General features: G+C 62.2%; 24 protein-coding genes and 2 tRNA genes. 13 read left to right on the top strand and 13 right to left on the bottom strand.

All coding sequences use genetic code 11. From position 1 onward, the window contains the following. Positions 1–112: 112 nt before the first annotated feature. The 4 genes from QZ650_RS02025 (at position 113) to QZ650_RS02010 (ending at position 1,400) form a co-directional block, all read left to right on the top strand. Positions 113–219: transfer RNA gene (locus QZ650_RS02025), tRNA-Tyr, on the top strand. Positions 220–235: 16 nt separating this feature from the next. Then, positions 236–308, top strand: a tRNA-Asp gene (locus tag QZ650_RS02020). Between the two features lie 215 nt (positions 309–523). Further along, positions 524–649 carry a hypothetical protein gene (locus tag QZ650_RS02015; protein ID WP_292520417.1) on the top strand — a complete coding sequence of 42 codons (126 nt, stop codon included), beginning with the start codon at positions 524–526 and terminating at the stop codon, positions 647–649. 256 nt (positions 650–905) lie between these two features. Continuing rightward, entirely contained in the window at positions 906–1,400 is a 495-nt protein-coding gene (locus QZ650_RS02010) for a HEAT repeat domain-containing protein (protein ID WP_292520415.1), read from the top strand. 60 nt (positions 1,401–1,460) lie between these two features. On the opposite strand, the gene QZ650_RS02005 is transcribed toward QZ650_RS02010, so the two are convergent. The 6 genes from QZ650_RS02005 to QZ650_RS01980 all read right to left on the bottom strand — a co-directional run bounded on the left by QZ650_RS02005 (position 1,461) and on the right by QZ650_RS01980 (position 6,589). Continuing rightward, positions 1,461–2,192 carry a protein phosphatase 2C domain-containing protein gene (locus QZ650_RS02005; protein WP_292520413.1) on the bottom strand — a complete coding sequence of 244 codons (732 nt, stop codon included), beginning with the start codon at positions 2,190–2,192 and terminating at the stop codon, positions 1,461–1,463. Positions 2,193–2,240: 48 nt separating this feature from the next. After that, positions 2,241–3,179: a radical SAM protein gene (locus QZ650_RS02000; protein WP_292520411.1), complete on the bottom strand. Its 939-nt coding sequence runs from the start codon at positions 3,177–3,179 to the stop codon at positions 2,241–2,243. Between the two features lie 184 nt (positions 3,180–3,363). Beyond that, the gene (locus QZ650_RS01995) at positions 3,364–3,732 is read right to left on the bottom strand and encodes a hypothetical protein (RefSeq protein WP_292520409.1); all 369 of its coding nucleotides are present in this window, start codon (positions 3,730–3,732) and stop codon (positions 3,364–3,366) included. 37 nt (positions 3,733–3,769) lie between these two features. After that, entirely contained in the window at positions 3,770–4,393 is a 624-nt protein-coding gene (locus QZ650_RS01990) for an ArsR family transcriptional regulator (RefSeq protein ID WP_292520407.1), read from the bottom strand. A 36-nt stretch (positions 4,394–4,429) separates the two neighbouring features. Then, positions 4,430–5,896 carry an IMP dehydrogenase gene (guaB, locus tag QZ650_RS01985; RefSeq protein ID WP_292520404.1) on the bottom strand — a complete coding sequence of 489 codons (1,467 nt, stop codon included), beginning with the start codon at positions 5,894–5,896 and terminating at the stop codon, positions 4,430–4,432. A gap of 3 nt (positions 5,897–5,899) precedes the next feature. Then, positions 5,900–6,589 carry a (5-formylfuran-3-yl)methyl phosphate synthase gene (locus tag QZ650_RS01980; RefSeq protein WP_292520403.1) on the bottom strand — a complete coding sequence of 230 codons (690 nt, stop codon included), beginning with the start codon at positions 6,587–6,589 and terminating at the stop codon, positions 5,900–5,902. 44 nt (positions 6,590–6,633) lie between these two features. Between QZ650_RS01980 and QZ650_RS01975 the strand changes: the two genes are divergently transcribed. Together QZ650_RS01975 and tmk are read left to right on the top strand one after the other, a co-directional pair. Continuing rightward, positions 6,634–7,314 carry a HisA/HisF-related TIM barrel protein gene (locus QZ650_RS01975; protein WP_292520401.1) on the top strand — a complete coding sequence of 227 codons (681 nt, stop codon included), beginning with the start codon at positions 6,634–6,636 and terminating at the stop codon, positions 7,312–7,314. Further along, positions 7,308–7,925, top strand: a complete 618-nt coding sequence (gene tmk, locus QZ650_RS01970) for a dTMP kinase (protein WP_292520507.1) — start codon at positions 7,308–7,310, stop codon at positions 7,923–7,925. The genes QZ650_RS01975 and tmk overlap by 7 nt, the downstream gene beginning before the upstream one ends. Here tmk and QZ650_RS01965 read toward each other — a convergent pair. Then, a complete protein-coding gene (locus QZ650_RS01965) occupies positions 7,882–10,473 on the bottom strand; it encodes a valine--tRNA ligase (RefSeq protein WP_292520399.1) in 2,592 nt (863 codons plus the stop codon). The two genes, tmk and QZ650_RS01965, sit on opposite strands and share 44 nt — an antisense overlap. Before the next feature lie 193 nt (positions 10,474–10,666). Here QZ650_RS01965 and QZ650_RS01960 point away from each other — a divergent pair, with 193 nt between their 5' ends. Next, positions 10,667–11,863, top strand: coding sequence for a DUF92 domain-containing protein (locus QZ650_RS01960; RefSeq protein ID WP_292520397.1), 1,197 nt, complete (start codon positions 10,667–10,669; stop codon positions 11,861–11,863). A 152-nt stretch (positions 11,864–12,015) separates the two neighbouring features. Here QZ650_RS01960 and QZ650_RS01955 read toward each other — a convergent pair whose 3' ends face one another. Continuing rightward, positions 12,016–12,843: a hypothetical protein gene (locus QZ650_RS01955; RefSeq protein ID WP_292520395.1), complete on the bottom strand. Its 828-nt coding sequence runs from the start codon at positions 12,841–12,843 to the stop codon at positions 12,016–12,018. A gap of 2 nt (positions 12,844–12,845) precedes the next feature. Next, entirely contained in the window at positions 12,846–13,436 is a 591-nt protein-coding gene (locus QZ650_RS01950) for a pyruvate kinase alpha/beta domain-containing protein (protein WP_292520393.1), read from the bottom strand. 267 nt (positions 13,437–13,703) lie between these two features. Between QZ650_RS01950 and QZ650_RS01945 the strand changes: the two genes are divergently transcribed. Continuing rightward, positions 13,704–14,873: a redox-regulated ATPase YchF gene (locus tag QZ650_RS01945; RefSeq protein ID WP_292520391.1), complete on the top strand. Its 1,170-nt coding sequence runs from the start codon at positions 13,704–13,706 to the stop codon at positions 14,871–14,873. A 112-nt stretch (positions 14,874–14,985) separates the two neighbouring features. After that, entirely contained in the window at positions 14,986–15,306 is a 321-nt protein-coding gene (locus QZ650_RS01940; protein ID WP_292520389.1) for a hypothetical protein, read from the top strand. A gap of 183 nt (positions 15,307–15,489) precedes the next feature. Here the strand turns inward: QZ650_RS01940 and QZ650_RS01935 are convergent, their stop codons facing one another. The 4 genes from QZ650_RS01935 to larB all read right to left on the bottom strand — a co-directional run bounded on the left by QZ650_RS01935 (position 15,490) and on the right by larB (position 19,024). After that, positions 15,490–16,326 carry a hypothetical protein gene (locus QZ650_RS01935; RefSeq protein ID WP_292520387.1) on the bottom strand — a complete coding sequence of 279 codons (837 nt, stop codon included), beginning with the start codon at positions 16,324–16,326 and terminating at the stop codon, positions 15,490–15,492. A gap of 75 nt (positions 16,327–16,401) precedes the next feature. Further along, complete coding sequence (locus QZ650_RS01930) at positions 16,402–17,703, bottom strand: hypothetical protein (RefSeq protein ID WP_292520385.1); 1,302 nt, start codon at positions 17,701–17,703, stop codon at positions 16,402–16,404. 44 nt (positions 17,704–17,747) lie between these two features. After that, positions 17,748–18,254: a nicotinamide-nucleotide adenylyltransferase gene (locus tag QZ650_RS01925; protein ID WP_292520383.1), complete on the bottom strand. Its 507-nt coding sequence runs from the start codon at positions 18,252–18,254 to the stop codon at positions 17,748–17,750. After that, positions 18,251–19,024, bottom strand: coding sequence for a nickel pincer cofactor biosynthesis protein LarB (larB, locus tag QZ650_RS01920; protein WP_292520381.1), 774 nt, complete (start codon positions 19,022–19,024; stop codon positions 18,251–18,253). Before larB ends, QZ650_RS01925 begins: the two co-directional genes overlap by 4 nt. Before the next feature lie 47 nt (positions 19,025–19,071). Here larB and QZ650_RS01915 point away from each other — a divergent pair, with 47 nt between their 5' ends. Genes QZ650_RS01915 through QZ650_RS01900 form a run of 4 tightly spaced genes read left to right on the top strand, consistent with a single transcriptional unit; the run spans position 19,072 to position 23,523 of the window. Further along, positions 19,072–19,404, top strand: coding sequence for an ABC transporter permease (locus tag QZ650_RS01915; protein ID WP_292520379.1), 333 nt, complete (start codon positions 19,072–19,074; stop codon positions 19,402–19,404). A 16-nt stretch (positions 19,405–19,420) separates the two neighbouring features. Continuing rightward, complete coding sequence (gene hisS / locus QZ650_RS01910; protein ID WP_292520377.1) at positions 19,421–20,653, top strand: histidine--tRNA ligase; 1,233 nt, start codon at positions 19,421–19,423, stop codon at positions 20,651–20,653. Beyond that, positions 20,640–22,442 carry a DNA topoisomerase VI subunit B gene (locus QZ650_RS01905; protein WP_292520375.1) on the top strand — a complete coding sequence of 601 codons (1,803 nt, stop codon included), beginning with the start codon at positions 20,640–20,642 and terminating at the stop codon, positions 22,440–22,442. The genes hisS and QZ650_RS01905 overlap by 14 nt, the downstream gene beginning before the upstream one ends. Further along, on the top strand, positions 22,435–23,523 hold the full coding sequence (locus tag QZ650_RS01900) for a DNA topoisomerase IV subunit A (RefSeq protein ID WP_292520373.1): 1,089 nt from the start codon (positions 22,435–22,437) through the stop codon (positions 23,521–23,523). The genes QZ650_RS01905 and QZ650_RS01900 overlap by 8 nt, the downstream gene beginning before the upstream one ends. Positions 23,524–23,555 lie beyond the last annotated feature (32 nt).

The raw sequence follows: 23,555 nt of genomic DNA, 5'->3' as shown, positions 1-23,555 counted from the left end.
TCTATCCATTATCAGAGGTTGTATATATAGAATAACGTCCTGACCGTGCAGTGCCGGGTGGGGCAGGCGAAACTTATATTAACTGCTCGTGACAACATTATTAGAGCAGAGACCCGCCTTAACTCAGACTGGTAGAGTGCGCGGCTGTAGTATAGTCTTCGCTCTCGGGCGAACTGCGCGGCTACCGCGATGTCCCCGGTTCGAATCCGGGAGGCGGGATCCACCAACAAAGAGTGCCCAGGTAGTGTAGTGGCCTATCATGACGGCCTGTCACGCCGTCGACACGGATTCGAATTCCGTCCTGGGCGTCAATTTTTCCCATTCTTCCAGCAAGCAGCGGAGCGCATCCTGCATCCCCGGTGCGGATGTTGCACGACTCCTGCGCCCCGATAAGCCTGGGAGATTGCCGGAAATCCCAAACCGCTCGAATAAACTATCCTCTGGAATTGGAAATGGTTATATACTCACATTTAATTTTATTTCTCGGATAAAATATATATACGTGGATGCAGTATCCGGTGTCATGCACGCTCTGGCAAAATGGATCGAGAGTGATCCCGTATTCAACAAACTGGGAACGCTCATCATTGCGATCGGTATTCTTGCTCTCGCAAGTCTGACGTTATATACCTGTGGAATCCTGATCTGACGACGGAACTGAGATACCGGGATACGAACCTGCAGCGGATCCCGGCGTCTGTGGAGATTGCATTCACTTCGTTTTCCGCCGGCTGTCACCCGCGCCGGGAAGGGAGTGGTCATGGTGAGTTGTCGGGGCAGGCGACACCGGACCTGCCTGAAACATTTTCCTGTCGGTTATCGCCCTTTGAGGCGAATGATCAACGCTTATTGCAAATCCCTCTCAACGTGATATACACGGCTATCACCCGTGGATGTGACACCTGATGACCGGGATTATGGATGAACAGGACCTGACAACCCATCTCTATCGGCTCTCTGACCCGGACAAGCGGATCCGGGCCGAAGCGACGCACAGGCTCGTAGAACTCGGGAGACCGGCCGTACCTGCCTGCATTGCCCTGCTCGGAAACAGCGACTGGAAAGTGCGTTACCGTGCGGCGGAGGCCCTTGGACTGATTGGCGATCGTGAGGCGTATGCGCCCCTTGTCAGTATCCTTGGCGATGAGAAAGACCATGTCCGCTACATGGCGGCAAAGGGGCTCGGGCTGCTCGGCGATTCGCGTGCAGTCACGCACCTTGGAGCCATGCTCGGCGACGAGAACGAGTTTGTGCGGCGGAGTGCCGCCTCCTCCCTCGGAAACCTCGGCGGCAGGGAGGCGGTCGGGATGCTGCGTGCAGCGCTGAGAGACGAGGCGGCCGAAGGCGTCCGCGCGGCAATCCTCGCGGCGCTCCGTGATGCGGGAGCGGATGAGGTTTAACGCCGGGGAGGCTGTTCAAGGGGATCGTAGCATCCGCCTGCCCGGATGGCCGAACCGCCCTCACGCTCTCGTGACGATCACCGTGATGTTGTCGGTGCTTGCGGCATCTTTGGCGGCATCGACCAGTCCCCGGCAGGCCTCGTCGGGGTCGCCGGCCAGAACAATGGCCTGGATGGCGCTCTCCGGGACGTAGTCGTGGAGACCGTCCGAGCTGATCACGAGGACCGCCCCGGCAATCTCCTGCACATCGACATCGACCCGCACCCGTGTCGCGAGGCCGAGCGCCTGGGTCAGGATGTTCTTTCCCGGGTGATGCATCGCCTCGGCCGGGGAGATTGCCCCCGATTCCACCAGGCTCTGGACGTAACTCTGGTCACGCGTATGCCAGACGGACGACGGGGTGATGATATGGGTCCTGCAGTCGCCGACCGTGCCGATCCAGCACCGGCCTGACCCGTCGACGATAGCCACCGAGAGGGTTGTTCCGGCGTTCAGGGCGTTCTCCTGATTATAGGCGTATATTGCAGCGTTTGCGCGCTGAAATGCGCGTTCAAGCACTGCAGGAAGTTCCATCGTGGAGAGAGACTCGCCTGCGGTCTCCCGGAGGGCCCGGATCGCCATCCCGCTCGCGACCTCTCCGCGGGCATGCCCCCCAAGGCCGTCCGCCACGGCGAATATGTGATACCCGTTCGCCCGGCCGATCCAGTAAGCGTCCTCGTTCTGCTCCCTCCCCCCGGTGTCGCTTATTGCCGCGTACCGGAGTTCTGACTCTCCCTTCACCTGTTCCTGCACCACACATCCTCTGGATGGCGGAGTGAATATGCTTTTGTGTTCCGTCTCTCAGGGGAACCCGCGGGAGAGCCTGTTCTCCTTTGCGCATTGAATGGCATACGCAAACTCCCGCGCGGTGACCGGGCGCTGGAGTGCTGCAAGCGCCGGGCTCCTCCCCCCCTCGGCCGCTCTCCATGCCGGGTGGTACTGGGCCATGATGTTCACGTAAGAGTCCCGCGATATCTCGTCGGCGATGAACTTCATCACGATCTCGCTGTTTGCGAGGTTCCCGGGGAGCACCAGGTGCCTGATGATCAGCCCCCGCACCGCAATCCCGTCCCTGACCTCCAGGTCTCCGACCTGCCGGTGCATCTCCACGAGGGCGGCCTGCATGCGGCCGGTGTAGTCGGCGGCATGGGAGAGTTCCCACGCTACATCGTCCCGCCCGTACTTCGCGTCCGGCATGTAGATATCGATGACGCCGTCAAGGAGCCGGAGGGTCTCCACGGAGTCGTAGCCGCCGCTGTTGTAGACCAGCGGGAGGTTGAGGCCGCGATCGGCAGCGAGAGCGACCGCACGAAGGATCTGGGGGACGACGTGCGAAGGAGAGACGAAGTTGATGTTGTGGCATCGGCGTTCCTGCAGGCGGAGCATGACTCCGGCAAGGTCTTCGCACGAGACTGCGTAGCCGACCCCGCACTGGCTGATCTCGAAGTTCTGGCAAAACTCACAGCGCATATTGCAGCCTGCGAAGAATATCGTCCCCGACCCGTTCTTCCCCACGAGCGGAGGCTCTTCACCGAAGTGCGGGCTGTAACTCGAAACTCGCGGCAAAAGGCCGGTCCGGCAGAACCCCTGTTCCCCCTCAATCCGGTTCACGTGGCATTCCTGGGGGCAGATGACGCAGTCGCGGAGCACCTCGTGCGCTTGCTCTATCCGCTCCTCCAGTTCGCCGCTCCGGGACAGGCGTATATACCCGGGCAGTTGGACTCGTTCCGCCTCAGTCATGTTCCCCACACCGGGCATGAAGCAGGAGGTACTTAACTCTTGCCCGGCCTGAGAGCAGCAGGGTTGCGGCCCACCAGAGGCTATCGCCGGTGGGGGCAGCAGGCAGGAGCGGAAGATGGGTGACGGCCGACTATACCGTTTGGAACCGGCTGGAAAAAAAGGGGTTTGAGTCCCGGGCCTGACCCTACGAACGGGCAATCTCGCCCGGCATGCTCTTCTTCCGGCAGACGGCATCGATCACGCCGTGCTGCACGTTGTAGAAACTATGGGGGACGTCAATCTCGCAGTCGAGATCGATGACCGTCTCCTCTTCACCGCCGACGCAGAGGGTCACGGATTCCTTCTGGAACGTGACGTAGGGAGCGCCCTGTGCCCGGGTATCCACCGCTGCGGTGATGTAGATGCAGTCGTCCCCCTCGATCACCTCAAACTCGGACTCTTCCTCCTCATCAGACAGGTCGAGATAGGGTGCGCCTTCGGGTGACCCGCTGATGATGGTGAACCCGATGATCTTCGGGTCATGGAGAGGCATATCGCTCAGGATCTTCTCCATTAACCGCGCAATATTCCTGAACATTTCGTCGTATGGATTATTCGCCATGTGTACCACGTATCTTGTATCGGTTGTTGGTCCGTTCGACAACTCCAGTGTACATGAGGTTGCCGAGTCTCTGTTTCAGTTCATCCGTGGGCAGGCTGCTCACTTCTTCGAGTTCAGCGAGCGTCAGGTCGGCGTGAGAGAGGGCAAGGATGATCGCCAGATCGCCGTCGTCGGAGATGAAGTTCCCCCTCGTGCGCATGATCTCGGTGAACCTCGATTCGATCTCCCGTTCCAGTTGTTCGAGATTTTCCAGAAGTTCGTCGCGTACCCGGACCATTCTCCTGAATGTCTCGAGGTTTCTCGTAAATCTTGTCTTCTGGTTCTCTTCAACCAGGGGGAGCGTAACCCCGTCCTGCTTCTGCAGGTTTACGATGACATTGATGTCATGCGAGAGATAGTAATACTTTCGCCTGCGCTCGTCCTGGCAGGAGACGAGGAGTTCCTCGCGCTCCATCAACTGCAGGTGCTCTATCACTGCTTTTGGACTGATCACCAGACGTTCTGATATCTCGGTCACAAAACACGGCTTCTGCCTCAGCAGTTCTATTATTCGCCGCCTGTTCCGGTTTCCCAGAATATCAAGAAGGCGGGAAACCTCACTGCCCTCAAGCATGTTTACTAAACGTTAGTGCTTTTGGTATAAAAAAGGTTACTCGAAGAGGCGGTAGTTCGGTGCCTCATCGGTTATCATGATGTTGTGCGGATGGCTCTCGCCGTAGCCCGCAGACGTGATCCTGAGGAATTTGCCGTTCTTCTTCAGATCAGGTATCGTCTTTGACCCTGTATAGCCCATTGCTGACTTCAGGCCGCCGACGAGCTGGTAGATGACGTCCGAGACCCTGCCGACATAGGGAGTGACCCCCTCGACGCCCTCGGGAACGAACTTGGTCCTCCCGATCTCCTTCTTCTGGAAGTAACGGTCGCTCGACTCACCGCTGCTCATGACACCAAGCGACCCCATCCCGCGGTACTGCTTGTAGCGCCGGCCCTTGATCGTCGTAACCCTTCCCGGCGCTTCGTCGGTGCCGGCAAAGAGGCTGCCCGCCATGATACAGTCCGCGCCTGCGGCGATTGCCTTCGCGATATCCCCGGAGTAGCGGATCCCGCCGTCCGCGATGACCGGCACTCCGGCCTTGTGCGCCACCTCTGCGACATTTGCGATCGCCGATACCTGCGGGACGCCGACGCCCGCGACGATCCGTGTCGTGCAGATGGAGCCCGGTCCGATGCCGACCTTCAGCCCGTCGATGGTATCGACCAGGGTTTCTGCCGCCTGCCTTGTTGCGATGTTCCCGGCCACCACATCGACGGCGACGCTCCCCTTGATCTCTTTGACCGCGTTCACGACGTTCATGTTGTGGCCGTGAGCACAGTCCACCACCAGGGCGTCGACACCCGCCTCAACGAGCATCATCGCCCGATTGAAGTCGAAGGGTCCGACCGCGGCGGCGACACGGAGTTTCCCGTTCGCGTCGCGGTTCGCGCGGGGATACTGCCTCTTTTCAAGGATGTCCCGCATCGTGATGATGCCGACGAGGCGCCCTTCGCCGTCCACGACGGGAAGGCGCTCGACTTTGTTTGCATACATCGTCTCGAGCGCACTCTCCGCCGTGATGTCTTCGGAGGCCGTGATCAGGTTCTTGGTCATGTACCCGGTGATCTTCGCCTCGCCCTTCTTGGGCAGGATTGCCCTGATATCCCTGCGGCTGACGATACCGATCACGCGGTCGTCCTCGATGATGGGGACGCCGCCGATACCGTACTGTTTCATGACCCGCTCGACATCGGTGACGGTGGATTCCGGGCCGACCGCCACGACCTCACGCTCGATCAGGTCCTCGGCCTGTTTGACGACCCGGACTTCGGCGACCTCACGTTCCGGGGTCATATTCCGGTGAACGACGCCGATACCCCCCTCCCGGGCTATTGTTATTGCCATCAGCGACTCGGTCACCGTGTCCATGGCGGCGCTCACGAGAGGGATATTCAGGGGGATGTTGCGCGAGAACCGCGACCTGACGTCGGCCTCGTCGGGCTCGACCCATGACTCGGCGGGCTCGAGCAGCACATCATCAAATGTGAACGTCGTTTCCAGTTTCATCTTCTCGGTATACATACATCACCTGATCATCATCATTGCTTTCTCGACCAGTTCGGCCCTGACGGCGGTGGACCGGTCGCCCCCGCAGACCATCCCCCGGACGCCGATGATCTCGGGGTCGATCCGCTTTAAGGCATCGAGGTCCTCGAACTTCAGCGAACCGGCAAGGGCCGTCTGTAGTCCCAGTTCACGGTTCCGTTCGGTGAACCGGGTCAGCGTCTCCTCGTCCATGAACTCAAAGAGGCTCTTCCCGTCTTTAATACCTGTGTCGATCATGGCGACATCCGCTCCGGCGTCCGCAACCAGCGGACTGATGGCGAACGGAGAGATCGTGCCCATCCTCTCAAAATCGGCGTATGCGGCGATGACGACGTATTTCTCGGGAAACTCCCGCTTCACCGCCGTTGTCACCGCCTCGATGACGTCGCGGGCACGGTCGGCCCCGTCGAACATCAGGCCGACCTTGATATAATCAGCGCCTGCATGTGCGGCACCGTAAGCAGAGAGAGCAGCCGTTCCCGGTTTATACTCATTGTCCCCGATTGCAGCACTGACAGGCTTGGCGCCGGCGATCTCCTTGATCCCCCGGATGATCCAGGGAAAATTCGCACCCAGCGACCCCTCTGAGGGTTTTTTCACGTCGATGATGTCAGCGGAAAGCGAGCTTTTTGCCTCCTCAATGCTGCTTGGACTGACGAGTAATTGCATAGAAATTAATGATCCTTCACCCTAATAGTGATTGCGTTGAGGACATGGAACTAATTCTTGCAGTCGATCTGGCAGGCGGTCTTGTTGTGCATGGGAAGTCCGGGATGCGCGCCGGCTACCGCCCCCTCACCTGGGGGTTGGCCCCTTCCGCCGAGCCGGAGGCCTATATATCCGCCCTGCAGCCGCGGTATATCTACATCGCGGATCTTGAGAGTATCCAGGGCAGAACCCCGCAGGACGACCTTGTCCGGCGCTGCGCTGCCCTGGTCGAACGGTGTTACCTTGACCGGGGCTGCCGGTCGCCAGGCGAATGCATGGCGGTCGAGGGAGTGACGCCGGTCGTCGGGACCGAGACGGCGGCGAGAGCGATCGAGGACCTCGCAGCATACCGGGCCGGCTATCTCAGTATCGATATCAAAGGGGGCCGGGTGCTTCCCTGGGGCATCCGGCCGGTGGAGATACTGCGCCACGCATCAACTCTATCGTTTGAGGGGTGCATCATCCTCAACATCGGGGCTGTGGGGACAGAGCGCGGCCTCATCCGGGAGGAACTTGAGGAGATGCGGGCGTGTTATCCCGGTCGCCTCCTCTACGGGGGCGGCGTCGCCGGGGTCGACGATATCCGTCTCCTCACCGACATCGGGTTTGACGGGGCGATCATTGCAACTGCCGTCCACCACGGCACGGTGCCGCTCGAATGGGTCCGGAGGGGACACCCGTGCTGATCACCATCGAGGGGATCGACGGGAGCGGGAAGAGCACGCTTCTCTCCAGTCTCGGGGAACTGCTCGCCGACCTCGACCCGCTCTTCACGCGCGAGCCCGGCGCCACCTGGGTCGGCGCCTCGGTGCGGCGGGCGATCGCCGAGCGGATGGACCCGATCACCGAGGCGCTGCTCTTCTGCGCCGACCACGCAGCGCATATCGAGGGGGTGATCCGGCCGGCGCTGGATGCGGGAAGACTCGTCATCTCGGACCGCTACTCCGACTCACGGTTTGCCTACCAGCCAGTCGTCCTCGATGGTGTCCTCCCCGACCCGCTCCAGTGGCTCCGGCAGATCCATGAAGGGTGGTCGATCCGGCCCGACCGTACGTTCCTCCTGGTCCTGCCGGTTGAGGATGCCGTCGCAAGGCTTGATCCTGCAAAACAGAGAGAGTATTTTGAAAATGCCGGGATTCTCGAGCGGGTGCAGGAGAACTACCTGGACCTTGCAGCCCGGGACCCCGCGCGGTTTGTCATCGTCGATGCGCTGCTAAAAAAGGATGAGGTTGCGGAGTTCATCGCGGGCGAGATCAGGACGAGTGCCCGATCGTCACAATCACGTCCCCGAGCGTGAGGACGTCCACCTCTTCTCCCGCCACCTGGTAGGCGACCTTCGGCGTGAAGGAGTCTGGCGGGACCGGGATATCCTCACCGTCGACTGTGACGGTTGCGGGCGGGTTCTTGAGCAGGTCTGGCGGGAGGGCCTCCACGGCCTGCATGAATCCCCGTGCCTGCTTTCTGAGCGCCGGGCCGATGACCGCCATGTTGAAGTTCACGCCGGTCGTGACCTCTTCGAGCCGGGGCGTGCCGGTGCTCCACCTGGCGTCAGCGGCAAGCGCCCGCCCGGCATCGCCGGCGTCATCGACCGGTTCCGGCGCGTAGATCATGACGTGGCCGAGCGGCGCGTTCAGCGCCATGCCTTTGTCGTGCTTGTAGCGCCGGAGTTCGGCGACCGTCTTCACGAGGAGGTCGCCGTGGCGCCGCGCCTCATCGTCGGCATACGCAAAGTCCGGCCAGGCCTCTTTGTGCACGCTTCTTCCGGTGAGGTTGTGGTAGGACTCTTCCGCGAAGTGCGGGATGATCGGGGCAAGGAGGCGGCAGAGTACGTCCACGGTCGTCCGGAGTGCACTGCAGGCGCTGGCACTGCTCTCATCCTCGGCATACAGGCGGCCCTTTGCGATCTCGATGTAGTCGTCGGCGAGCGTGTTCCAGGCAAACTCCCGGATCGCCCTGAGCGCCCGGTCGAACTGGTAGCCTTCCATCGCGGCAGTCACCTCAGCGACGGTATCCGAGAGCCGGACAAGCAGCCACCGGTCGGTGAGTTCTGTCACCGGTGCCGGATTCTCCGTCCCGGAGTCCAGGTGCCCCATGACGAACCGGAAGATGTTCCAGAGTTTGGTCTGGAAACGGGACGCTGCGACGACGTCGTTCCAGTTGAACATGATGTCCGAGCCGGTTGCGGCACCCCCGGCACCCCACTGCCGCAGCGCGTCCGCACCGTACTGCCCGACAATCTCCTCGGGGGAGATGATGTTATTGCGGCTCTTGCTCATCTTGAACCCGTCTTCCCCGAGCACCATGCCGTTGACCAGGATCTCGTCCCAGGGATGGCCGCCGACCAGAGCGTTCGCCCGGAGGATCGTGTAGAACGCCCATGTTCGTATGATGTCGTGGCCCTGGGGGCGGATCTGTGCCGGGAAGAGCGGGGGTTTGCCGGTCCCGTCCCACCCGGTGACGTGGAGCACCGATATCGAGGAGTCCATCCAGGTGTCGAGGACATCTTTCTCGCCGTTGAACTCCGATCCCCCGCACTTCGGGCAGGGCGTCTTCGGCTTATCGACCGTCGGGTCGATCGGGAGATCTTCCTCGGCCGGGAGGACCATCTCGCCGCAGGTGGAGCAGAACCAGACAGGGATCGGGGTCGCAAAGATCCGCTGCCGGGAGATGCACCAGTCCCACTCCATCGAGTTTGCCCAGTTCTCCATCCGGGCGAACATATGCTCCGGCGTCCAGGAGATCTTTTTCGCCTGGTCAAGGATCTGGTCCTGGTGAACCTTCACGAACCACTGGCGCTCCGAGAGGATCTCGATCGGGGTCTTGCACCGCCAGCAGGTCCCCACCCGCTGTTCGAGTTCCTCCTGCCGCTTCAGGATCCCCGCTTCCTGCATATCGTGAAGGATCGCCTCCCTGCAGTCCTCCGACGTCATCCCCTCGTACGGGGCCGCCGTCGCGGTCATGACCCCCTGCCGGTCGATCGCTTTGCGGAGGTCAAGGCCGTGCTGCTTCCACCAGTAGACGTCCGTCTTGTCGCCGAACGTACAGATCATCACCGCACCGCTGCCGAACTCCGGGTCGACCACGACGTCCTCGATGACCGGCACCTGGTGCCCGAAGATGGGGACCTTGAGTCTCTTCCCCGCAAGATCGCGGTAGCGCTCGTCTTCGGGGTGGACCGCCACGGCAACACAGGCCGCGAGCAGTTCCGGCCGGGTGGTGGCAATCTCGACGCCGTCGAAGTCGAAGTAATTGAGTTTGGTCGTCCGGGGAGCGTAGTTGACCTCGGCAAAGGCGATGGCCGTCTCGCACCGGGTGCAGAAGTTCACCGGATGCTCGCTCTGGTAGATGTCGCCGGCTTTGAGCATCTGCAGGAACGACGCCTGGGTCTTTCGGTAGTACTCCGGGAGCATGGTGATATACTCGTGGCTCCAGTCGGTGGAGAACCCGAGCCGGCGCATCGTCGTCCGCATCTTCTCGATGTTTGAGAGCGTGAGGTCGCGGCACATCTCCCGAAACTTCTCCCGCGGTACGTCGTTCTTGGTGATCCCGTAGGTCTCCTCGACCTTCACCTCGGTGGGAAGGCCGTGGCAGTCCCACCCCTGCGGGAACATGACGTTGTAGCCGCGCATGCGTTTGTATCGCGCGATGAAGTCGATATAGCACCAGTTTAAGGCGTTTCCGATATGGAAGTTGCCGGTGGGGTACGGCGGCGGCGTGTCGATGATGAACCGGGGTTTTTGCGAGTTGGGGTCGAAGTAATTGTCCTCATCCCGCCAGGCACTCTGCCAGCGCCTCTCCACTTCTTCGATATCGTAGTTTTTGGGTAGTTGATGTGACGGCGACATTTTCAGCGTATGATCTCTCTTCTTCCTGTGAAATATATTGTTCGACGGGGCTTTGGCGCTGCCGGGTGCTCTGTGCCGCGCGCGGATTGCCGCTCATGATCGGGACTTTCTCGACTTTCGCCGTCAGAAGCGGTAAAGTCAGCAGGCGCCCGGATCCTAAAGGCTTTTTCCCTGCACCGCCAATGATGTTAGAATGATAAAGCCGCTGGGGTTGGTTCTGGCATCGGCGCTCACCCTCGCCTTTATAGGCCTTGCCCCACTGCTCCAGCCGGCATGGCTGCTCACGCTCCTCCTCGTACCGTTCTCGCTCGTCCTCTTTCTTATCAGGGACACCCGGTATGTCTCGCTCTCGATCATCGCACTTGCGGCGCTCTACGGGCTCGGGTGGCTCTCGACGTTCGTCTTCACCTGCACGCTCGGCATCGTCGTGATCGGCGAGCTCGCGTTCCGGATTGTCGGGGAGAGGCAGGCAGCGTACCTCTCCCACCTGATTGCCGCCATCGGCATATCGCTCGCGGTGATGCTCTACCTCCAGTATACCGCGCCGCTCGTCGTTGTGATGGGTGTGGTTGCCGCGGTCCTCCTCCGGGCGGCTCTCCGGGGGCGGGACGACGCCCTGATGATCGAGGCGCTCGGTGTGGCGATGACCATGTTCCTCTTTGAGGAGATCAACTTCGAGGTCGACCTGACCATCCTCGCTGCTGCGGCCGCGATAGCGTTCGGGTTCGGCTACACATCCTACCGGCTCAGAGTGGCCGACGTCAGCGGGCTCTTCTCGGGGGCGATGATCGGCATCATCCTCATCGTCTTTGCGGACGTCCGGTGGTTCCTGATCATGCTCACCTTCTTCATCATCGGCGCCGGGGCTACCCGCTACCGCTACGCCGATAAAGAGCAGCTCGGGGTCGCCCAGGAGCACGGGGGTGTGCGCGGCTACTTCAACGTCTTTGCGAACGGTCTGGTGGCGACCGGCGCCGCCATCCTCTTCGGTGTGACCGGGCATCCTGCCTTCGTGGCGCTCTTCATGGGGAGCGTCGCCTCCGCCGCCGCCGATACCGCGGCAAGTGAGATCGGGGTCACGGGAAAGACGCCCTACCTGATAACGACGCTCCGCCCGGTCCCCCGGGGGACGAACGGCGGGGTGACTCTCCGGGGCGAGGCAGCGGCCATCCTTGCGTCTGTCATCGTTGCCGCGGTCGCGTGGGTTATGGGCGTCGCCGATCCCTGGATGGTCGTCGTCACGGTCATTGCAGGGTTCGTCGGCACCAACGTCGACAGCCTCGTGGGCGCAACGCTCGAGAACCGCGGCAGTATCGGGAACTCGGGCACCAACCTCGCGGCGACATTCTCCGGCGGCGTCTCGGGGATGCTGCTCTATCTGCTGGCGTGAAGGGGTGCCCGGTGCAGTTTTGAGAAGGTATGGCCCGGTTGACTGCAGAACTCAATAGGGCCTATGCCCGTGGTGCGATAACAAGTATTCAGAAGAGCCTGAGCGCCCAAACAACGCGCTAAAAAAGGAATTCGGTGTCCACCGGACACCCGTCAGTACTTATACCACCGGCCCTTCTCGTCGTACTCGCCCTGCTGCATGATCGCGCCTTCCGAATGGCTGCGGAAGAAACTCGCCTTGTAGGCATACAGGAATGCCGAGAAGAGCATGATCACGACCGCATAGACCGCCGCGGTGATCCAGATCCCCTCGGTCCCGATGAGAGCGAGGATATCCTGCGGCATCATCGTCTCGAGTTCGGCGGGGCTCATGCTGGTGAGCGGTTCGAGTTTGTTCACAAGGAGCGCAGTCCAGGCGAAGAGTGCCGCAAACCCGAGCACCACAAGGGCGGCGATGTTTACCAGGTAGAAGATGAGGACGCTGCCGAGGTTGTTCATGACGAACTCGATGCTCCGCCGGATCGACTCAAAGACATTCGTCTCTTCAAAAACCGCCACGGTATCGTAGAAGAACGTGAAGAAGACGATCGAGACGAGCACCCCGAAGAGGAGCGGCGCCATACCCGCGGCGGCACCGGCTCCGAGGAGCGCGAGCGGGATCGCGAGCAGAAAGACCGTCAGGATGACTGCAAAGAAGATGACCAGCGCGGGCAGGAGTATCCGGAAGTAGTGAGTCTTGCCGGACTGCAAGAATTCTCCCGCGGAGAATCTCTCTTCCTTGACCATGCCGTAGACCCCGCCGGCCAAAAACGGCGCCACGAGGAGCTGCAGGAGTGCCAGTGGCTCTGCGTAGAACGTCCCGCCGTATACGGGGATGACGAGGTTGAGGACCGCGAGGACGCCCATGACGAGGCCGACCGACCAGAGGACCGGGTGCTGCCGGAGGAGCCCGGCGGCATTCGTGACCGATTCAAGCGTCATGGTCACCGGTTCCTCGGCATGGCGACGATCTCGCGCACCTGCAGGTCAAAGAACGCCGCAGTATGTGCCGGGCGGATGACGCAGACGGTATCCGCGCCGCTCATGGTGCCCCCCACCGCGATCACCTCTTCATCGACGCCGACTGCACCCTGGTCCGCCGCGATGAGGGCGCACTCCACCGCGACCTTCAGGCCGACCGCGACGGTGCGCCGCAACGCTTCGGCGATCGCTTCGGTGCGGGAACTCCCGCCGAGTCTCGGCGAGCGGGAGATCGCGCGTTCGAGCCCGGAGAGCGCGTGCGTCCCGGTGACGATCGTTGCACCATCGGCACGGAGGGTCTCGGCCGCCTCCGGTGAGAACTCCCACTCACCGGGCTTTGAGAACCCGACCGCGTGGGTGACGACGATCAGGTCGAGATCCTTCCCTGCCATGGCGTCCCGGAAGGCAAGCGCCGTCTGGCCGCTCGAGCTCGCGACCACAATCTTTCGGACGCCAAGTTCCTGCGCCCTCTCGACGGCGAACCGGGCGGCGTCGAGAGTGTTCTCGGCGCCCGGGGCATCGAAATAGTAGGCATTTCTGGTTACGAAGCCCATACAGTCATGTTGTTCTCGCTCCTAATTCAATCCCCCGTTTCGGCGGCGCCGGATGATCTGGAGTGGGAAGGCGGTGCCTCGGCTTGTGGCAGCGGGTCCGGCGAACGCCGGGCCGGACGGTTCATCCGGGCCGGAAGTTGGGATGGCGGACGTACCGGCGACGACGGATACAACGGCACGGCCGCGGTCGCACTACCGGCGAAAGAAGGTGATAAATGGTGTATAGCTCAACACTACTCTCAACCGAACGGTGCGGTAGGAGTTCTCATGATCACACTGGCCATTGCAGGAAAACCAAACTGCGGGAAATCGACGTTTTTCAGGGCAGCGACCCTGGCCCAGGTAGAGATTGCCAATTACCCGTTCACGACCATCGATGCCAATCACGGTGTCGCGTATGTCCGGACAGCCTGCCCCTGTCAGGAGATGCGCGTCCCGTGCGAGAACTGCCTGGACGGTGTCAGGTTTGTTCCGATCGGGCTGATCGATGTGGCGGGCCTTGTCCCCGAGGCGCACATGGGAAAGGGGCTCGGGAACCAGTTCCTCGATAACCTCAGGCAGGCGGACGCGATACTCCAGATCGTCGATGCCAGCGGGGCAACGGACGCGGAGGGGAATCCGATCGATATCGGCTCGCGCGACCCGGTGAAGGATATCGAGTTCCTCCAGTACGAGATGTCGATGTGGATGTACGGTATCCTCTCGCGGAACTGGGCGAAGCTCCAGAGGCAGGCCCAGGCAAGGGACTTCTCCCTTGCGGGCGCGATCGCCGAGGTCTTTGCCGGTCTCGGGATAACCTTCGAGCACGTCCGCGACGCCGTCGAGGCGACCGACGTCGACCTGCGGACCGCCGGGGAGGAGGACCTGATCCGGTTCTGCCGGGAACTGATGACGATCAGCAAACCGATGCTGATCGTCGGGAACAAGGCCGACCTGGCGCCGAAGGCGTGCCTTGACCGGCTCGCAGAGCATGACGTCGTCTTTGCGAGCGCGGCAGGTGAACTCGCGCTCCGGATGGCTGCGGAAGGGAAGTTCATCCGCTACCTCCCCGGCGACCGCGGTTTCACCGAGAGCCCTGGAGCAAACCTCAGCGCCGCGCAGCGTGCCGGGCTCGCGAAGGTGGCGGAGTTCATGCAGACGTTTGGGGGCACCGGTGTCCAGAAGGCGCTGGATGCCGCGATCTTCAACCTCCTTGACCGGATCGTCGTCTTCCCGGTCGAGGACGAGCACAAGCTCACCGACGGTAAGGGTCGGGTGCTCCCCGATGCGTTCCTCATGAAGCGCGGGTCGACCCCTCGCGACCTTGCTTATCAGGTCCACACCGATATCGGTGAGGGGTTCCTGTACGCCATCGATGCGAAGACCGGGATGCGGATCAAGGACAGCCACGAACTGAAGAACGGCGATATCATCAAGATCGTCAGCGTCCGGAAGTGAGCCGGAGCTGACCGGACCCCACCGTTCCCCCCCCTGAACGCGAACCGGGAGTTTACATGGATGAGCATGAACCGGCACCCTTTTATAGGGGATTGAGAAATACTCGATCACCATGAGCGGCGAGGTCTACCAGGCGCAGGTCCTCCGGAACTTCTTCGATACCATCACCGGAACGGACAGGAACCTGACCCGGATCTACATGTGCGTGATGAGCCTCGCCAAGCTCCGTATGGAATCTCCCGAGAGGATGACGTTCCTCGTGGACCAGCTCCGCAAGTCCAAACAGAGGCGGGAACTCTCGGTCGATATCATCGATTATATGTGCGACGTGGCGCGCGACCTCGAACTCGCCACGGTCCAGACCGCGTTCGGCGTGAAGGACATCAACGCGGTCGCCGACGAGTTCACCGGGATCAGCCTCGACTCACTCTGATTTCTGGTGCCGGGAGGGGGGGCCGGACCGTGCACCATGACGGACCGGGCCGCCCATCGCCTCCCGGCCGTCCGGCGAAGAAGAGGTCGATCCGTTCGAGGCCGCTCTACAGCAGATTCACGGCCACGAAGAGCGCCGCTATTGTTATGAGCCCCGGAAGAGATTGCCTCCTGTCAGGCTCTATCATGCAGTCAGTTTTTCCCTGTAGGACTCCAGGATCTGGATGACAAAGCGCTGGTGCTCCTCCAGTGCCTGCTCATCATCGGGGGAGGTCTCGATCCCGACGGCGTAGAGCAGGATCAGCGCGTTGTCGAGGTCAAGGGCCGCAGGATCCTCGATCTGGTCGGGCCGGAGGCGGATGGCGAGATCGTCGTAGTCCGCCTCCGTGAAGGTATGCTTGGGGTTGGTCGTCACCCGGGAATCGGCGAAGTTGCCGGCACGCTCCCGGAGGATCAGGAGGGCGCGTTCCAGCGCGTCTGGATGCGGGGTGATTCTCTCAAGCCGGGCAAGCGCCTCCGTGCTCTTCTCTCCTGCGTTCTCATAGAGCCCGAACTTATACGTCAGCAGGGACTGCGCGACCTGATGGCCGGTCTCTTCATCGATCACGGCGAGGAGCGGCTCAATCCTGCCGATATATTCGTTTAACATCTGCTTCATTGTTATCTCCTGTCGTTTCGGCGCATTAAACACTTTTTCTACCCGCACCGCAAGGAAGGTGATCGTTGCCGCGAAGATCGTCTGCACAATTACGCCGCCTGAGCTGATCTCGTTTGGTATGACCAGGATGAGAAGCGCAAAGAGCGGCGTGAAGAGCGAGACGAGATCCTTGCGAGGTTTCAGATACGCCTGGTAACAGAGGATGCACGAGGCGATCACGCATCCTGCGACGCCTGCCCAGATTGCATGGGGAAAGCCGGCGGATGCGAGCAGCAGCTCGATCCCGATTCCCAAAAATGAGACTGCAGGAACCGCTATCCAGAGGCGTGGGTTTGACTCTGGTGTGGTAGTGTTTGTTGTCATTGGCTGTTCTCAGCAAGTGTTTGTACGCGGTGGATAAACAGGGTTTCCTTTTTTGGCGGGTTTAGCATATCCCGGTCAGGTGGACGGGGGCGGGAGATCGGGGATTGCCATCTCCACATCCTGGCCGGCAAGAGCGTTCGTGCGTGATCGGAGATTTTCGCGTTCTCTGGCATACTCAGCCTGCGCCGTCTCCCGCTGGCTCTCCGCCCGGGTGCGGGCCGCATCCTTTGCTTCGCGCTCCCGCCGCAGCTCCGAGAGCGCGAGCGCGAGGCGCTGCTCTTCGACCACTCCCGGGAGTGCGGCCAGAGCGTCCTGCAGTGCCGCCCGCTGCTCCCGGACTTCACGCTCCCGCTCAAGGACGCGTCTCAGCCCGGCCGGCAGGGTGTCGGGGTCTGAGAAGAGACGGATCTCATCCTGGTTCTTGAGAACAAGGTCACCCTGTCGGATCATGGCGAGCGTCGCCGGCATCACCCGTTCGGTCAGGCTGACCTGGTTCTCCTCGTCATCCGGCGAACTGCCTGTGTACGCATCGAGGACCCGGCCGATCGTCGCGGTCACAGTGCTGCTCCCGGTCTTTCCCGCAACCTTCTCGGCTTTTCTGAAGACATGGATGGCGGGGATCCGGAGAGTTGCAATCTCTCGCCCGACCTCTTCTTCCATGACCTCAAGTTCCCGGATCTTCTCCTCAATCTCATCTTTTTTAGCGTAATCCGGGCGCAGTTTGAGGGCGGCCAGGTCTTCTTCCGTCTCCCTGATCTTCCTGTCCGCCACATCGAGTGCCGTCCCGCATTCCCGCACCTGGCCGGAGGCGACCGCGTACTCCTCCTGGATCCTGACAAGGGACCCATACGACTTCCGGGCCTCTTCCACCTGCTGCCGGCCTGCCCGGGCGCGGGTGATCGCCTCTGTCATTGTGTTGATCTCCCGTCCCAGATCCCTGACGGCGGCGCGCACCTCCTTCATATCGTCCGGGTAGAGGGCGGCGAGGTACTTCCCCTGCCCTTTCACCGCCCGGAGCGCGCTCTTTAAGGTCTCGGCTGCGGTGGCGTAGAAGGCCTCCGGGTCGCCGGAGGGCTCGCGGGAGAGGATCTGGGCCATTGACTTCGTAAACTGAGGAAGTGCCTTCTTTGATATGTCGCGGAGCCGGGGATGGACCTCCTCATCGCCCTCCGCCGTCTCCATACGGGCGACGATCTCCCTGAGACGTTCGAGAGCGCCCCTGATTGCCTCCCTTGACGGCTCCGTCGCATCGGAGAGTTCGCGCCCGATCTCCTCCTCGTGGGAATCCAGCCATGCGGGAAGTTCCTCAAAGGAGAGTTTAAGGATCTCTTCCTCCGGTTCGGCTCGCCTGAAGAGGTCTCGCAGTTGCTTGAACATGACTCACCTGATTATGACGGCGGTTCCCATCAGGGTTTTGTCCATCAGTCGCTCCTCGCGATCTGCCGCAACCGCTCTACTCCATGGACCTCCCGGATGACGTTCACCACGGCAGGGGGAACCAGGTGCTCCCAGGGCTCGCCGTCGAGCATCCGCTGCCTGATAACGGTGCCGGAGTGTGTCAGCCGCTCGTGCATGTCGGGCGACCGGACGTTCACCCCCGCCTCGGTGAAGAGCTGGACGACGAGGGGGTTTGCCGAGTAGACCGTATCGAACGGCGGGGTCATTGCCCGGACGTGGGCGACCCAGAGAGCGTTGCGCTGGACGTCCTCGATAGGGATGACATAGAACGGACATTCGAGGTCGGCGAGGGACCGGGTGAGCATCAGCACCCGTTCTCCTGCCGTGAAGGGGTTCGCCACGGTATGGGACACCTGGGCGCTCCCCACCCCGATGACGATCTCGTCGGAAGAGCAGGCTATCTGCTCCAGCACCGATTGGTGCCCGTTATGAAACGGCTGGAACCGTCCGACGTAGAACCCCCTGCTCATGCCCGGTCGCCCCCGTGCGCGATCTGTGCGGCAAACGCGCCCGCCGTGAACCCGGCGTCGATGTTCACGACCGCCAGGACCGAGCAGGCCTGGAGCATACTTGCAAGCGCCGCCTCGCCGCCGCCCATGTAGCCGTAACCGGTGCTCACGGGGACGCCGATCACCGGTTGATCGACGAGCCCTGCGACGATCGCGGGGAGCGTCCCCTCCCGGCCGGCAGCCACGATGAAGACGTCGGCCGGGATCAGGTCCCGGAGCGCCGAGAAGAGGCGGTGGATCCCCGCCACGCCGACGTCGTATGCGGTCCTGACCTCGCACCCCATCTCCTCGGCGATCAGCCTTGCCTCTTCGGCGACAGGGATATCGGATGTCCCTGCGGTGAGGATGGCGACGGTTCCGCGCCGGGGGGCGGGTCGATCCCCCGTCGAGAGGATGACCGCCCGCGCTGCCTTCCGGTGCTCCATCCGGACCTCCGGCGGCAGCCGGGCCTGCAGGGCCGCGAGGTGCTCCGCCGAGACCCTTGTTCCGACGCACCGGCCGGCCGCCTTCACCTGCGCGAGCATGATCTCGGCAAAGGCTTCCGGCTCCTTCCCTTCGGCGAGCACCACCTCCGGCATCCCGCAACGCACGCTCCGCCCGGTGTCGATCCGGGCCATCCCGTCGATCACCTCGATGCGGAGCCCTTCGAGGGCGCCCGCCGCCTCGTCCTCTGATACCTCGCCGTTACGATACATCCGGAGGATGTCCCTGATGGTGGCATTCGGCAGCATAGTTCGATAACAAAAATAGGGGTGGAAGTATAATATTACTTCATCTCATGTCCTATCTTGCCTACGTTGCAGGGTTCGGCGTTGCCGTCACTGTTTTCCTGTGGCTGCGCGACCTGCGGATATTCTACCGGACTGGCCTTCCCGGCTACCGGACGGCGGCATACCGGGGGGTTCCCTACACGGCGCTCGCCCTGCTCGGTTTATCCGTCACCGTGTACGCCGAAGCCTGGGAGTACCTCGGCCTCGGCCTGGTCCTGTTAGCCCTCTACCTCCAGGGCCGGGTCGACCGGGAGAACGTCTGGCACGGCGAGAGCACGGCCGAGCGATTCTTCGGCAGGGCGGAGCGCACAAATGATAAGGGTTCACACAAGAGACTTTAGTTCAGGAGATTACCGAATGCTTCAGAAACCACGGGGAACACGGGACTTTTTACCCGACGAGATGGAACGGCGGCGGCTGATCGAGCGGCGGATGCGAGGAGCGGCGCGCCGGTGGGGATACCGCGAGGTCTGCACGCCCGACTTCGAGCACCTGGAACTCTTCACGATGAAGTCCGGCGAAGGGATCATCCAGGAGATGTATGTCTTTGAGGACAAGGGCGGGAGAAAGATGACGCTCCGGCCGGAGGTGACGGCAGCAGTCCTCAGAATGTACGTCAACGAGGGCAAGGTGCTCCCGAAACCGCTCCGGTGGTGCTACTTTGCCGACTGTTTCCGCTATGAGCGCCCCCAGAAAGGCCGCTACCGGCAGTTCTGGCAGTTCGGCGTCGAGCTCATCGGTGCGGACACGGCACTCGCCGATGCCGAGGTGATCATGCTCGCCGACGACACGCTCCGGTCGACCGGGGTCACCTTCGATCTCCATGTCGGCCACCTCGCGCCGATGAAGCATCTCCTCTCCGATCTCGCCCCCGGCGACCAGCGGGCGATCATGGCATACCTCGACAAGCACGATCCGGAGGGGCTTGAGGCGGCGCTTGTGGAGAAGAACCTTGCCCACCTCGCCGAACCGCTCGCGGCCCTCTCGGAATGCCGCGACGTCTCCGAGGTCTTTGAGGTCGCGGGCGACGTCCCGGATCGCGCCCGGATCGAGGAGACGTTCTCGCTCCTTGACTCCCAGAACATCAACTACCGGCCGGACTTCGGGATCGCCCGGGGGCTCGACTACTACACCGGGATGGTCTTTGAGGGGTTCGCGAGGAACCTCGGCGCGGAGAACCAGATCCTCGGCGGCGGCACCTACCGGCTTGCCCACCTCTTCGGCGGCGACGACGTCGCCTCCTGCGGGTTTGCGATAGGGTTCGACCGGGTCATGGTCTCGGTCGGGGATTTCGAACTCGCGCACGAGCCCGTTGTCGGCGTCGTCTGCACGCCCGACGCACGGGCGCGGGCTCTCGAGGTCGCCCGGGCCTTCCGGGACGCCGGTATCCGGGCAGAGGTCGACCTGATGCAGCGGGGGATGGGCGCCCAGGTCTCCCACGCCGCAAAGACCGCGGACTTTGCCGTGGTTCTCGGAAAGCGCGAGGTTGAGGCGGGCACGGTGACCCTCAAGGACCTCCACTCCGGGGAGCAGCGGGAGCAGAGCCTGGCGGACGCCATCGCCGAGGTGGCACGGCATGGTGCTTGCTGAGGATCTCGCCAAACAGCAGCGGAGTATCAGCGTCGCGGAGTTCTTCGAGAAGAACAAGCATCTGCTCGGCTTCGACTCCCCGACGCGGGGCATCATCACCACGATCAAGGAGGCGGTGGATAATGCGCTCGACGCCTGCGAGGAGGCGGAAGTCCTCCCCGATATCTTTGTCGGCATCAAAAAAGTCGACGCCGAGGTCTACCGTATAACCGTCGAGGACAACGGCCCCGGGATCGTGCCGGAGAACGTCCCCCTGGTCTTCGGGAAACTCCTCTACGGGTCCCGGTTCCACCAGATCCGGCAGAGCCGCGGGCAGCAGGGTATTGGCATATCGGCGGCGGTGCTTTATGCTCAGCTCACCACCGGCACCCCGGCGCGGGTCACCTCCCGGACGGGGGCGAAGGCGAGGGCTCACCAGTTTGAGTTGATGATCAAGACCGAGACGAACGACCCGGAGATCGTCAGCCACGAGGAGATCGACTGGGACCGGACGCATGGCACCCGGATCGAGATCCAGTTCAAGAGCACTCTCGCCGCAAAGAAGCGGCTGGTGGACTACCTCCGCCTCACCGCGATCGTCAACCCGCACGCCCGGATAACGGCTGATATCGACGGCGAGGTGACTGTCTTCGAGCGGGTGAGTGGCGAGGTCCCGCCGTGCCCGAAGTCCATCCTCCCCCACCCGCACGGGATCGAGTTCGGGGCATTAAAGCGGATCGCGGCCGCGAGCACCGGGACCGTTGAGGAGTTCCTCATCGGCAGTTTCTCCCGGGTCGGCAAGAAGACCGCGGACGAGATGATCGCGCTCGCCAACCTCAAGCCCACCCGGAAGGTGAACAAACTTGAATCCGAAGAATTGAAAAGCCTCCTCGACGCCATGCAGGCCGTGAAGGTCCCGGCCCCGCCGGCGCAGCAGTGCCTCTCCCCCATCGGGGAGGACCTGATCTGCAAGGGGCTTGAGAAGGAGATTCAGCTCGACTTCATCAAGGCCCGGACCCGCCCGAGCGCGGTCTACGGGGGGCACTCGTTCATCATCGAGGCGGCGATAGGCTACGGCGGCAAGATCCCCGCCGAAGGGAGCGCCCAGATATTCCGGTTCGCAAACCGTGTCCCGCTCCTCTACCAGCAGGGCGCCTGCGCGATCACGAACTGTGTCACGCAGGTGAACTGGAAGAGTTACGGCCTCTCGCAGCAGGGCCTCCCCATGGGCCCGGCACTCGTCATGGTCCATGTGGCGTCCACGAACGTCCCCTTCACGAGCGAGAGCAAGGACGCGGTCGCCTCGATCCCGGAGATCGAGCGGGAGGTCGTCCTCGTCCTCCAGGAACTCGGGCGGGAACTCAAGACCTACCTCTCCCGCCGGGACAAAAAAAAGCAGCAGGACGACCGTGCCCGTGCGATATGCTCGGTCATCCCCGCGATTGCCATGAAAGTGAGCGAGATCGTGGAGCTTCCCCTGGTGGATACCTCCCCGATCGAGGGGAAGATCATGCGAAAGGTCGTCGCGAAGAAGCGGACGAGCGACGGAAAGGTCCGCATCGACGTGAACAACTACACGGCAAAGGAAGTAACCCTCGTCCTCTACAACCTCTCCGGCGACGCTGCGGTGGATGCAGAGCCCCGGCCGGACTTCGTGGACGATATCGGCGGGGAGTACAACAAGGTCTGGCGGTGCACGCTCGCTCCCGGCGCGGCCTGGCAGGTCGCCTACACGGGTTCGGGCGACGGTTCGCTTGATCTGCGCGGCGTGGAGGACGGCATGAAAGTGGTGGTGGATCTCGATGTCTAGGGAAGAGATGGATGCGCTGGCAAAGGAACGGCTCGTCGGTATCGCCCGCACCTGGTACGACCAGATGCGGGACGGCATCGTGCCCTATATCCGGCTGCCGACGCGGACGAAACAGAATATTGCATACGACGACGAGAGCGAGGTCTGGAAATACGGCGAGCGGGAGAGCACCCGGGCGGCGACGACTGAAAAAGGCGCGGTGCACCTCCTGAAGATGGCCTATGTCATCTGGTTCTTAAAGCAGCAACTCGTGGAGAACCGGTCGTCGACCTTGAGAGAGTTGTATTACATCTCTGAGGGCTGGAAGAAGGGGAAGTTCGCCGCCCAGGATGAGAGCAATCTCCTGATCGAGGATCTCGAGATCATCACCGAGGTGCAGCGAGAGGCGTTCCACCTCCGGCCGGAGGAGGACGGCGCATCGATCTTCGGCCCTCTCCGGATCCGGGAGACCACCCGCCGGGGCGTCAAAGAGATGCACTGCCAGGAGGACGTCGGGGAGGCGGGTTATCCCATCCCGAACAACGTCGATAACCTCGAGTTCGTCGACCACGACGCGAAGTTCGTCATCGCCATCGAGACCGGCGGTATGTACGCCCGTCTGATGGAGAACGGGTTCGATGAAGACTACGGGGCGATCCTGGTCCACCTCAAGGGGCAGCCGGCCCGCTCGACACGGCGGGTCCTACGAAGGCTCAACGACTCGCTCAACCTTCCTGTCGTGGTCTTCACCGACGGCGACCCCTGGTCCTACCGGATCTACGCGAGCGTCGCCTACGGCTCGATCAAGAGCGCCCATATGTCGGAACTCCTGGCGACCCCCCAGGCGCAGTTCATCGGGGTGCAGCCCTCCGATATCGCCGACTACAACCTCCCCGCCGACCACCTCTCCGAGCAGGACATCAACGCCTTAAAGGCTGAACTGACCGATCCGAGGTTTGCAACCGACTACTGGCGTAACCAGATCAACCTGCAGCTCGATATGAAGCTGAAGTCGGAACAGCAGGCGTTCGCGAGCCGGGGGCTCGACTTCGTGACGAAGGAGTACCTGCCGACGCGGCTCTCGGAGATGGGAATTATCTGAGGGGACCCACGGGCTCCTGCTGGAGAGGGCCC

Source organism: Methanoculleus sp. (genome assembly GCF_020696975.1).
In the GTDB taxonomy this organism is placed as follows: domain Archaea; phylum Halobacteriota; class Methanomicrobia; order Methanomicrobiales; family Methanoculleaceae; genus Methanoculleus.
This window is presented reverse-complemented; position numbering and strand designations above follow the sequence as displayed.

What these genes read in the sequence shown, in the direction of transcription:
- QZ650_RS01905 (WP_292520375.1), top strand. Translation starts at nt 20,640, where the DNA reads ATGGTGCTTGCTGAGGATCTCGCCAAACAGCAGCGGAGTATCAGCGTC.
- QZ650_RS02010 (WP_292520415.1), top strand. Translation starts at nt 906, where the DNA reads ATGACCGGGATTATGGATGAACAGGACCTGACAACCCATCTCTATCGG.
- QZ650_RS01940 (WP_292520389.1), top strand. Translation starts at nt 14,986, where the DNA reads ATGAGCGGCGAGGTCTACCAGGCGCAGGTCCTCCGGAACTTCTTCGAT.
- QZ650_RS02015 (WP_292520417.1), top strand. Translation starts at nt 524, where the DNA reads ATGCACGCTCTGGCAAAATGGATCGAGAGTGATCCCGTATTCAACAAA.
- QZ650_RS01930 (WP_292520385.1), bottom strand. Translation starts at nt 17,703, where the DNA reads ATGTTCAAGCAACTGCGAGACCTCTTCAGGCGAGCCGAACCGGAGGAA.
- larB (WP_292520381.1), bottom strand. Translation starts at nt 19,024, where the DNA reads ATGCTGCCGAATGCCACCATCAGGGACATCCTCCGGATGTATCGTAAC.
- QZ650_RS01935 (WP_292520387.1), bottom strand. Translation starts at nt 16,326, where the DNA reads ATGACAACAAACACTACCACACCAGAGTCAAACCCACGCCTCTGGATA.
- QZ650_RS01915 (WP_292520379.1), top strand. Translation starts at nt 19,072, where the DNA reads ATGTCCTATCTTGCCTACGTTGCAGGGTTCGGCGTTGCCGTCACTGTT.
- QZ650_RS01980 (WP_292520403.1), bottom strand. Translation starts at nt 6,589, where the DNA reads ATGCAATTACTCGTCAGTCCAAGCAGCATTGAGGAGGCAAAAAGCTCG.
- QZ650_RS01995 (WP_292520409.1), bottom strand. Translation starts at nt 3,732, where the DNA reads ATGGAGAAGATCCTGAGCGATATGCCTCTCCATGACCCGAAGATCATC.
- QZ650_RS01990 (WP_292520407.1), bottom strand. Translation starts at nt 4,393, where the DNA reads ATGCTTGAGGGCAGTGAGGTTTCCCGCCTTCTTGATATTCTGGGAAAC.
- QZ650_RS01900 (WP_292520373.1), top strand. Translation starts at nt 22,435, where the DNA reads ATGTCTAGGGAAGAGATGGATGCGCTGGCAAAGGAACGGCTCGTCGGT.
- QZ650_RS01955 (WP_292520395.1), bottom strand. Translation starts at nt 12,843, where the DNA reads ATGACGCTTGAATCGGTCACGAATGCCGCCGGGCTCCTCCGGCAGCAC.
- QZ650_RS01950 (WP_292520393.1), bottom strand. Translation starts at nt 13,436, where the DNA reads ATGGGCTTCGTAACCAGAAATGCCTACTATTTCGATGCCCCGGGCGCC.
- QZ650_RS01945 (WP_292520391.1), top strand. Translation starts at nt 13,704, where the DNA reads ATGATCACACTGGCCATTGCAGGAAAACCAAACTGCGGGAAATCGACG.
- QZ650_RS01960 (WP_292520397.1), top strand. Translation starts at nt 10,667, where the DNA reads ATGATAAAGCCGCTGGGGTTGGTTCTGGCATCGGCGCTCACCCTCGCC.
- hisS (WP_292520377.1), top strand. Translation starts at nt 19,421, where the DNA reads ATGCTTCAGAAACCACGGGGAACACGGGACTTTTTACCCGACGAGATG.
- QZ650_RS01925 (WP_292520383.1), bottom strand. Translation starts at nt 18,254, where the DNA reads ATGAGCAGGGGGTTCTACGTCGGACGGTTCCAGCCGTTTCATAACGGG.
- QZ650_RS01975 (WP_292520401.1), top strand. Translation starts at nt 6,634, where the DNA reads ATGGAACTAATTCTTGCAGTCGATCTGGCAGGCGGTCTTGTTGTGCAT.
- QZ650_RS02000 (WP_292520411.1), bottom strand. Translation starts at nt 3,179, where the DNA reads ATGACTGAGGCGGAACGAGTCCAACTGCCCGGGTATATACGCCTGTCC.
- guaB (WP_292520404.1), bottom strand. Translation starts at nt 5,896, where the DNA reads ATGTATACCGAGAAGATGAAACTGGAAACGACGTTCACATTTGATGAT.
- QZ650_RS01965 (WP_292520399.1), bottom strand. Translation starts at nt 10,473, where the DNA reads ATGTCGCCGTCACATCAACTACCCAAAAACTACGATATCGAAGAAGTG.